Here is a 1,127-nt window from a genome sequence, read left to right as displayed (position 1 = left end):
GCCACGTGCGCCGCCCACATCGACGCGGTAGTGTCCGCGGCCGCGGTGTCCCAGGCGTCGCTGACCGCGTGAACGGTTCCATCCGGTGCGGGCGTCAGCGCCGAGGGCGTGTGCTCGTCCTCCGGCAGAGTGTCGGAGTACCCGGCATCGGCGGGCGACTCGGTCACAAAACGTGAGGGTGCGAACTCGGCCCGTCGATGACGGGGGGCGATCGGTGAGCGCCGTCGGCCTGGTGCCGACGGGCATCGAGATCACGCCGCCGCGCGCCGGCGCTGCGCAGTCGTCGTCGATCGGATCGGGTGTGCGGTGTCGGGCCAAGATCACAATCCTTGGTGGCTACGAGGCCGAGGCCTCGCTCGAGATAACGAAATGGTGACGGTCAGGCCACAGGTTACTACTATCGAGCATAGTTTTTCCATCCCACTCGACCCGGATTCGCCCATACCGCTGGTCACGGTCCTCGGAGGACATCCCGCGGGCTACGGCGTCCCTGACCGAGAACGGATTCTTCGGGTATCAGGGGTGATCGCGCCGAGAGGACAGGCCACCGAGCATGGTGTTGTACGCCTCGAGTTCGGTATCACCTTGATCGTCGATTCGGCGATCTCGTTGCCGTGCCGCGCTCTCGTCGGCCGCCGACCACCGGACCGCGGCGAGAACCGCGGCAGCGAGCAACGGCAACTCGCCGATGCCCCACGCAAGAGTGCCGCCGCGCCGCTGGTCGGCCAGCAGGTCTGCGTTCCAATCCAGACGCAGTCCGCTGTAGAAGCTCGCTCCGAGCGCGGTCTCGAGATCGATCGTCACGACGAGGAAGAATGCGAACCCGGCCAACGCGGTGATACTCGCGAGCAACTTCGTCAGTCCCGCGATCGGTCTCGGTACCGGGTCTTCGCCGACCGTGCCCCAGAACATCACCATCCCGACGGTCAGGAACCAGCCCTTCATCACCATGTGTGCCACATGCGAGTCGGCGACGGTGTCGAACACTCCGCCGGGGTAGATCAGGTAGAAGCTGCTCAGGAACACCGTGGTGCTGACCCACGGGTGGATCGCGATCCGGGCTGCTCGGCTGTGCCATGCAGCCCGGAGCCATTCGCGCGAGCCCGGTGCGTCGGCTGCCGGCGCGG

The 1,127-nt window shown here is 66.7% G+C and carries 2 protein-coding genes; one reads left to right on the top strand and one right to left on the bottom strand.

Features of this window, described 5'->3' with window-relative positions; genetic code table 11:
* The first annotated feature begins 214 nt into the window (after positions 1 to 214).
* On the top strand, positions 215 to 376 hold the full coding sequence (locus tag RHBS_RS29435; protein WP_155288468.1) for a hypothetical protein: 162 nt from the start codon (positions 215 to 217) through the stop codon (positions 374 to 376).
* 140 nt (positions 377 to 516) lie between these two features.
* Here the strand turns inward: RHBS_RS29435 and RHBS_RS27925 are convergent.
* A partial coding sequence (locus RHBS_RS27925) for a cytochrome c oxidase assembly protein (protein WP_145977664.1) occupies positions 517 to 1,127 on the bottom strand: 611 nt, incomplete at its 5' end.

Source organism: Rhodococcus sp. BS-15 (genome assembly GCF_000813105.1).
GTDB lineage: Bacteria > Actinomycetota > Actinomycetes > Mycobacteriales > Mycobacteriaceae > Rhodococcoides.
Note: the sequence above shows the minus strand (reverse complement) of the source record. Positions and strands in the feature narration are given on the sequence as shown.